The organism is Shigella sp. FC1661 (assembly GCF_001712525.1).
GTDB lineage: Bacteria > Pseudomonadota > Gammaproteobacteria > Enterobacterales > Enterobacteriaceae > Escherichia > Escherichia coli.
The window spans coordinates 1-6,622 of the sequence record NZ_MDGW01000125.1 but is presented as its reverse complement, the minus strand read 5'-3'; the positions used below and the strand labels follow the sequence as shown (position 1 = coordinate 6,622).

6 protein-coding genes and 3 pseudogenes are annotated in these 6,622 nt (G+C 52.1%); 4 read left to right on the top strand and 5 right to left on the bottom strand.

Features of this window, described 5'->3' with window-relative positions; translation table 11 throughout:
• Positions 1 to 159: IS1 family transposase (locus BFF42_RS09045; RefSeq protein ID WP_032277379.1), on the bottom strand; the 159-nt coding region annotated here is incomplete at its 3' end.
• Between the two features lie 64 nt (positions 160 to 223).
• Between BFF42_RS09045 and BFF42_RS09040 the strand changes: the two are divergent.
• From BFF42_RS09040 to BFF42_RS09030, 3 genes and pseudogenes are all read left to right on the top strand, one after another.
• Positions 224 to 1,632: pseudogene (locus BFF42_RS09040) on the top strand (MFS transporter).
• Positions 1,610 to 2,389 (top strand): adenine nucleotide alpha hydrolase family protein, encoded by a 780-nt coding sequence (locus tag BFF42_RS09035; protein ID WP_012421664.1) that lies wholly within the window; start codon positions 1,610 to 1,612, stop codon positions 2,387 to 2,389. The pseudogene BFF42_RS09040 and the gene BFF42_RS09035 overlap by 23 nt, the downstream one beginning before the upstream one ends.
• Positions 2,386 to 3,246: an electron transfer flavoprotein subunit alpha/FixB family protein gene (locus BFF42_RS09030; RefSeq protein ID WP_004985808.1), complete on the top strand. Its 861-nt coding sequence runs from the start codon at positions 2,386 to 2,388 to the stop codon at positions 3,244 to 3,246. The genes BFF42_RS09035 and BFF42_RS09030 overlap by 4 nt, the downstream gene beginning before the upstream one ends.
• 147 nt (positions 3,247 to 3,393) lie before the next feature.
• On the opposite strand, the gene BFF42_RS09025 is transcribed toward BFF42_RS09030, so the two are convergent.
• From BFF42_RS09025 to queD, 4 genes and pseudogenes are all read right to left on the bottom strand, one after another.
• The gene (locus BFF42_RS09025) at positions 3,394 to 3,969 is read right to left on the bottom strand and encodes a glycerol-3-phosphate responsive antiterminator (RefSeq protein WP_001130265.1); all 576 of its coding nucleotides are present in this window, start codon (positions 3,967 to 3,969) and stop codon (positions 3,394 to 3,396) included.
• A 16-nt stretch (positions 3,970 to 3,985) separates the two neighbouring features.
• On the bottom strand, positions 3,986 to 4,246 hold the full coding sequence (locus BFF42_RS09020; protein WP_000109365.1) for a ferredoxin family protein: 261 nt from the start codon (positions 4,244 to 4,246) through the stop codon (positions 3,986 to 3,988).
• A pseudogene (locus tag BFF42_RS09015) lies at positions 4,237 to 5,504 on the bottom strand (FAD-dependent oxidoreductase). The gene BFF42_RS09020 and the pseudogene BFF42_RS09015 overlap by 10 nt, the downstream one beginning before the upstream one ends.
• 77 nt (positions 5,505 to 5,581) lie before the next feature.
• Positions 5,582 to 5,944 carry a 6-carboxytetrahydropterin synthase QueD gene (queD, locus tag BFF42_RS09010; protein ID WP_000108294.1) on the bottom strand — a complete coding sequence of 121 codons (363 nt, stop codon included), beginning with the start codon at positions 5,942 to 5,944 and terminating at the stop codon, positions 5,582 to 5,584.
• Positions 5,945 to 6,272: 328 nt separating this feature from the next.
• Here queD and BFF42_RS09005 point away from each other — a divergent pair.
• A pseudogene (locus tag BFF42_RS09005) lies at positions 6,273 to 6,622 on the top strand (transposase); the annotation flags it as partial.

The following is a 6,622-nucleotide window of genomic DNA, read 5'->3' as shown; positions in this document are numbered from 1 at the left end:
GTGCGTACCGGGCTGAGAGGCGGTGTAAGTGAACTGTAGTTGCCATGTTTTACGGCAATGAGAGCAGAGATAGCGCTGATGTCCGGCAGTGCTTTTGCCGTTACGCACCACGCCTTCAGTAGCGGAGCAGGAAGGACATCTGATGGAAATGGAAGCCACGCAAGCACCTTAAAATCACCATCATACACTAAATCAGTAAGTTGGCAGCATTACCCGTTCCGCGATGACGGGACGTTGCCTTTTCGGCTTCTCAGGCGAGAAGCCGTTCTTATTACCGGACAATGAAGGGGTAAAGATGAACACTTCACCGGTGCGAATGGATGATTTACCGCTTAACCGTTTTCACTGCCGCATTGCTGCGCTCACTTTCGGCGCACACCTGACCGACGGTTATGTTCTCGGCGTCATTGGTTACGCCATTATTCAGCTTACGCCCGCCATGCAACTGACGCCGTTTATGGCGGGAATGATCGGCGGCTCGGCGCTCCTTGGTTTGTTCCTTGGCAGCCTGGTTCTTGGGTGGATCTCCGACCATATTGGTCGCAAAAAATCTTCACCTTCAGCTTTTTGCTGATTACGCTTGCTTCGTTTTTACAATTTTTTGCCACCACGCCAGAGCATCTTATTGGACTGCGCATTTTGATTGGCATTGGTCTGGGAGGCGATTATTCAGTAGGTCACACCTTGCTGGCTGAATTTTCCCCGCGCCGCCATCGCGGTATTTTGCTGGGCGCATTCAGCGTGGTGTGGACCGTAGGCTATGTGCTGGCAAGTATTGCCGGACATCACTTTATTTCCGAAAACCCGGAGGCCTGGCGCTGGCTACTGGCATCGGCAGCTCTGCCCGCGTTGTTGATTACGTTATTACGCTGGGGAACGCCAGAATCACCACGCTGGCTACTGCGCCAGGGGCGTTTTGCAGAAGCTCACGCTATCGTGCATCGCTATTTTGGTCCCCATGTTTTACTGGGCGATGAAGTGGTAACGGCGACCCATAAACACATCAAAACCTTGTTCTCTTCGCGTTACTGGCGGCGCACGGCGTTTAACAGCGTCTTCTTTGTCTGCCTCGTAATCCCATGGTTTGTGATTTATACCTGGCTGCCAACTATCGCCCAGACTATTGGTCTGGAAGATGCGCTGACTGCCAGCCTGATGCTTAATGCGTTGTTAATTGTGGGCGCGCTGCTGGGATTAGTTCTGACGCACCTGCTGGCACATCGCAAATTTTTGCTGGGAAGTTTTTTGCTGCTGGCGGCAACGCTGGTAGTAATGGCCTGTTTGCCTTCCGGCAGTTCATTAACGCTGCTGCTTTTTGTTCTCTTCAGCACCACCATTTCGGCAGTCAGTAATCTGGTGGGCATTTTGCCTGCGGAAAGTTTTCCTACTGACATTCGCTCGCTGGGCGTCGGTTTTGCCACCGCCATGAGTCGACTTGGCGCGGCGGTAAGTACTGGCCTGCTGCCGTGGGTGCTGGCGCAGTGGGGAATGCAAGTCACCTTATTGCTCCTGGCGACAGTGTTGTTGGTTGGTTTTGTTGTGACCTGGCTATGGGCACCAGAAACTAAAGCCCTCCCGCTGGTGGCGGCGGGAAATGTAGGAGGTGCGAATGAACATTCTGTTAGCGTTTAAAGCCGAACCGGATGCCGGAATGCTGGCGGAAAAAGAGTGGCAGGCGGCGGCTCAGGGTAAAAGCGGACCGGATATTTCGCTACTGCGAAGTTTACTCGGTGCTGATGAACAGGCCGCTGCCGCGCTGCTGTTGGCGCAGAGAAAAAACGGTACGCCGATGTCTTTAACCGCGTTGAGCATGGGGGATGAACGGGCATTGCACTGGCTGCGCTATCTCATGGCTCTTGGGTTTGAGGAAGCTGTATTGCTGGAGACGGCGGCAGATCTGCGCTTTGCGCCGGAATTTGTCGCTCGCCATATTGCCGAATGGCAGCATCAGAATCCGCTGGATCTGATAATTACCGGCTGCCAAAGCAGCGAAGGGCAGAATGGGCAAACGCCATTTTTGCTGGCGGAAATGCTGGGCTGGACCTGCTTCACCCAGGTGGAGCGTTTCACTCTCGACGCGCTGTTTATCACCCTCGAACAGCGTACTGAACATGGGTTGCGTTGTTGCCGGGTTCGCTTGCCTGCGGTGATTGCCGTGCGTCAGTGCGGTGAAGTGGCCTTGCCAGTACCGGGAATGCGCCAGCGAATGGCTGCGGGGAAAGCAGAAATTATCTGTAAAACTGTTGCTGCCGAAATGCCAGCGATGCAGTGTCTGCAACTGGCAAGAGCAGAGCAACGACGCGGAGCGACGCTGATTGATGGGCAAACGGTAGCAGAAAAAGCTCAAAAGCTATGGCAGGACTATTTACGCCAAAGGATGCAGCCATGAATATCGCAATTGTGACAATAAATCAGGAGAATGCCGCAATAGCAAGCTGGCTGGCGGCGCAGGATTTCAGTGGTTGTACCCTGGCGCACTGGCAGATTGAACCTCAGCCTGTAGTGGCGGAACAGGTGCTGGATGCGTTGGTGGAACAGTGGCAGCGAACGCCTGCGGACGTTGTTCTCTTTCCGCCGGGAACGTTTGGCGATGAACTGTCGACCCGGCTGGCCTGGCGTTTACATGGTGCAAGCATCTGCCAGGTGACTTCGTTAGATATTCCAACCGTAAGCGTGCGCAAATCCCACTGGGGAAATGCGCTAACGGCGACGCTGCAAACAGAAAAACGCCCGCTATGCCTTTCCCTGGCGCGTCAGGCGGGAGCAGCGAAAAACGCCACGTTGCCCTCTGGAATACAACAACTGAACATTGTCCCGGGTGCGCTTCCCGACTGGCTGGTTAGCACAGAGGATCTGAAAAATGTTACTCGCGACCCATTAGCTGAGGCCAGACGGGTGCTGGTGGTGGGGCAGGGCGGAGAGGCAGATAACCAGGAAATCGCTATGCTGGCAGAAAAGCTGGGAGCCGAAGTGGGCTACAGTCGGGCGCGAGTGATGAACGGTGGCGTTGATGCTGAAAAAGTGATTGGTATTTCCGGACATTTGCTGGCACCTGAGGTGTGTATTGTTGTTGGCGCTTCCGGCGCAGCAGCGTTAATGGCGGGCGTACGCAATAGCAAGTTTGTGGTGGCGATTAATCATGACGCCAGCGCTGCGGTATTTTCACAGGCAGATGTTGGCGTGGTTGATGACTGGAAAGTGGTGCTGGAGGCACTGGTGACAAACATTCACGCAGATTGCCAATAATGTGTTGCCGGATGATCCTGCCTACGGTTCTGGCCTGGGGACTTGTAGGCCTGATAAGACGCGTCAAGCGTCGCATCAGGCGCTGAATGTCGGATGTGGCGTGCGGCCTACAAATCAAACCAAATTCAATTGGTTACGATTATCCCGTCAAAGTAATTTTTTCGCTAACGTCCAGACCCCGGTATTCGTGGTGGAAAGCGCCACGACACCCGCGTTAATCGCATTACACGCATCTTCTTCATCGCACACCAGCCCACCGGCAATCAGCGGTTGGCGGATTTTCTCTGTCACCCAGCCCAGCACTTTGGGCATACAGCCTGGCAGGATCTCAATACAATCCGGATTCGATTGCGCAACTTGCTTATCAATGTTGTGAAACGAAATTGAATCAACAATAAACAGGCGATGAATACAGAAAAAACCTTCCGCTCTTGCCGCTTTCAACATTGAGGCTTTGGTACTGATAATGCCGTCCGCCTCGGTCACCAGTTTCAAAAACTGAATCACGACTTCTTTATTTGACGCGCCTTCCAGCAAATCAACATGAATAAAAGCATATTTCCCGGCGTTCTTAATCTTTTTAACGATATTACTGATGGTGCAGATATTGCCGTACAACACGGAAATAAACTGGCATTCAGAGTCGATTGCCAGTTGCAGGCTGGCATTATCTTTAACGGCAGCAATCACCGGATTCTGGCGGAGCAGGTGTAAGAGGGGCATAAATTATCCTTATTATTTATCCAAAGCGGTAGGTGATGCCGAATCCGGAAGGCGGATAGCGCCACTGTTGTAGTGTGGATTCGTCGCACAGCAAACGGCAGGTGCCACACTCCAGGCAGCCGTGATAATCAACGCGTAAGTCACCTTCCGGTGTGAGCGAAAAAAGACCTGCCGGACAGGCGTTAATCAACCATTGTACCATATGACGCTCAACGGAGTCAGCCGGAACAATGTGCGGCGCATCAGCAACGCGCCAGAGATTATGGGCTACAGACATCGCAGACTCCTGATAACATCGCCCGCCAGATGCCACAGGCCATGACGACGTAAATGACGCCAGAATAACTGGCGCAGCGGTGGAACAGGTTTATCACCCTGATCCCATAAATCGCGGGAAATATCCTGCATTAACGCAGGCCACGCCCGATACCAGCCAGGGCGTTGCAAAAGCGCCGGAACATGCTGATAACGTTGTAGAACATCCCATAGCAGGCTGCGCTCTACGTTGTGATGATAAAGCGCAAACAGATTTTGCGGCTCGCGGTGCTGGCAGGCGCTTATCAGCGTTTGTGCCGCCTGCGCGCCAGTCAGCGCCATATCCATGCCGCGCACGGAAATTCCGGTATTGACGCAACTGCGCAACGCATCGCCCACCAGCTGCCAGCCGTTACCGGCGTATTGCACCGGCATACTGTGCAAGCCACCTTCTGGCACCAGATGCGCACCATACTCCAGTGATTCCGTGTTTTTGATAAGCGGGCGCACTGCCGGATGCGCTTTAAAGCGAGTCAGCAGCTCGCTTGCCGGAACACGACTTTGCGTAAGGGAAGAGAGCGGGCAAACAATCCCTAACGAGGGCGTTTGTTGATTAGTATAAAGAAATGCGCCGCCGGGTAAGTCATCACAGATTCCGCCGCTGAACAGCAACGCTGCGCCTTCGTTATTCTCCAGATGAAAACGTTCTTCAATAGCGGATGTTTCCAGCGACAGCACTTCTTTGATCCCCAACGCCATCGCTTCGCCAGCAGGACGAGTCACTAACCCGTGACGTTCAGCCAGGACGCTGTTGGCACCTTCTGCCAGCACCACATAACGGGCGCGGAGAATATCGTCACCACAAATAACGCCACAGACTCTGCCGTTTTCTTCATACAGTGCATCCACCGTCGCTCCGGGGATACATTCGACACCTTCTTTTTCGGCTTCGGCAACCAGCCACGGATCGAACCGTGCACGTAATACACTCCAGGATTCACCGCCGGGCTGTAAGCTGGAAAACGTCGTTACGCCATCGGGCGTTAACAGGGAAAGGCTTTCGTGAGTGATGCGTCGTTCAAGAGGCGCGGTCAGATGAAACTGAGGGAGGAGTTCCGCGAGTGCATGGGTATATAACCGTCCGCCGGAAAGATTTTTGCTGCCGGGGATTTCAGCGCGTTCCAGTAACAAAACGGATAAACCCGCTCGCGCGCAGCGTAACGCGCAAGCGTGCCTGCAATACCGGCACCAATAATAATAATGTCGCAGTCGTCTTCCATGTCATGCCCCAGATATCCTGAACACAATACCCTAACATAGCGTTACTTAAGGGAAATTGACCGCCGACACACTCTTATCATTCGCCGCGATAGATACAACCAGCGGTGCAGGTTTCTTTTACCATCACCGCACTTAACAGCGGCACAACGGGTTTAACCTGATCCCAAATCCATTTTGCTAAAACTTCGCTAGTTGGGTTTTCCAGACCTGGAATATCATTGAGATAATGGTGATCGAGGCGCTCATAAGTTGGCTTAAACGCCGCTTTTAGTTCAGCGAAATCGATAATCCAGCCCGTATGCGGATCGACTTCCCCGGTAATTTCCAGTCGCACCATAAAGGAATGCCCGTGCAGGCGACCACATTTATGCCCTTCCGGGACGTGTGGTAAGCGGTGAGCGGCTTCGAAGGTGAAATCTTTAAATAACGTGGTGGACATCATAATTTCTCTACAGGACGATAAAACCGCCGTAGAGTACCGGAAAGGCTGTTTTTTCGCATTATCTAAAACGACTTTGTTGCGCAAAATCGCTGATTTATCTTAATGATTGGCTAAATTCATTTGTTTTTCATTGGGTTGGTTAATCTATTTTGTTGTTAAAGACTATTGCTAAAACAGGTTAGTCGATTTGGTTATTAGTTATCGCTATCCCGTCTTTAATCCACACCGTTCACCCCGTTAACCTTATCTTCTTTGAAGTGGCACACTGAATTTGGCCACCTGAACAGAGGTGATATGCTCACCTCAGAACAACACAGGTGCTCCAATGAAAAAAAGAAATTTTAGCGCAGAGTTTAAACGCGAATCCGCTCAACTGGTTGTTGACCAGAAATACACGGTGGCAGATGCCGCCAAAGCTATGGATGTTGGCCTTTCCACAATGACAAGATGGGTCAAACAACTGCGTGATGAGCGTCAGGGCAAAACACCAAAAGCCTCTCCGATAACACCAGAACAAATCAAAATACGTAAGCTGAGGAAAAAGCTACAACGCATTGAAATGGAGAATGAAATATTAAAAAAGGCTACCGCGCTCTTGATGTCAGACTCCCTGAACAGTTCTCGATAATCGGGAAACTCAGAGCGCATTATCCTGTGGTCACACTCTGCCAAGTG

What these genes read in the sequence shown, in the direction of transcription:
- BFF42_RS09035 (WP_012421664.1), top strand. Translation starts at nt 1,610, where the DNA reads ATGAACATTCTGTTAGCGTTTAAAGCCGAACCGGATGCCGGAATGCTG.
- BFF42_RS09030 (WP_004985808.1), top strand. Translation starts at nt 2,386, where the DNA reads ATGAATATCGCAATTGTGACAATAAATCAGGAGAATGCCGCAATAGCA.
- BFF42_RS09025 (WP_001130265.1), bottom strand. Translation starts at nt 3,969, where the DNA reads ATGCCCCTCTTACACCTGCTCCGCCAGAATCCGGTGATTGCTGCCGTT.
- BFF42_RS09020 (WP_000109365.1), bottom strand. Translation starts at nt 4,246, where the DNA reads ATGTCTGTAGCCCATAATCTCTGGCGCGTTGCTGATGCGCCGCACATT.
- queD (WP_000108294.1), bottom strand. Translation starts at nt 5,944, where the DNA reads ATGTCCACCACGTTATTTAAAGATTTCACCTTCGAAGCCGCTCACCGC.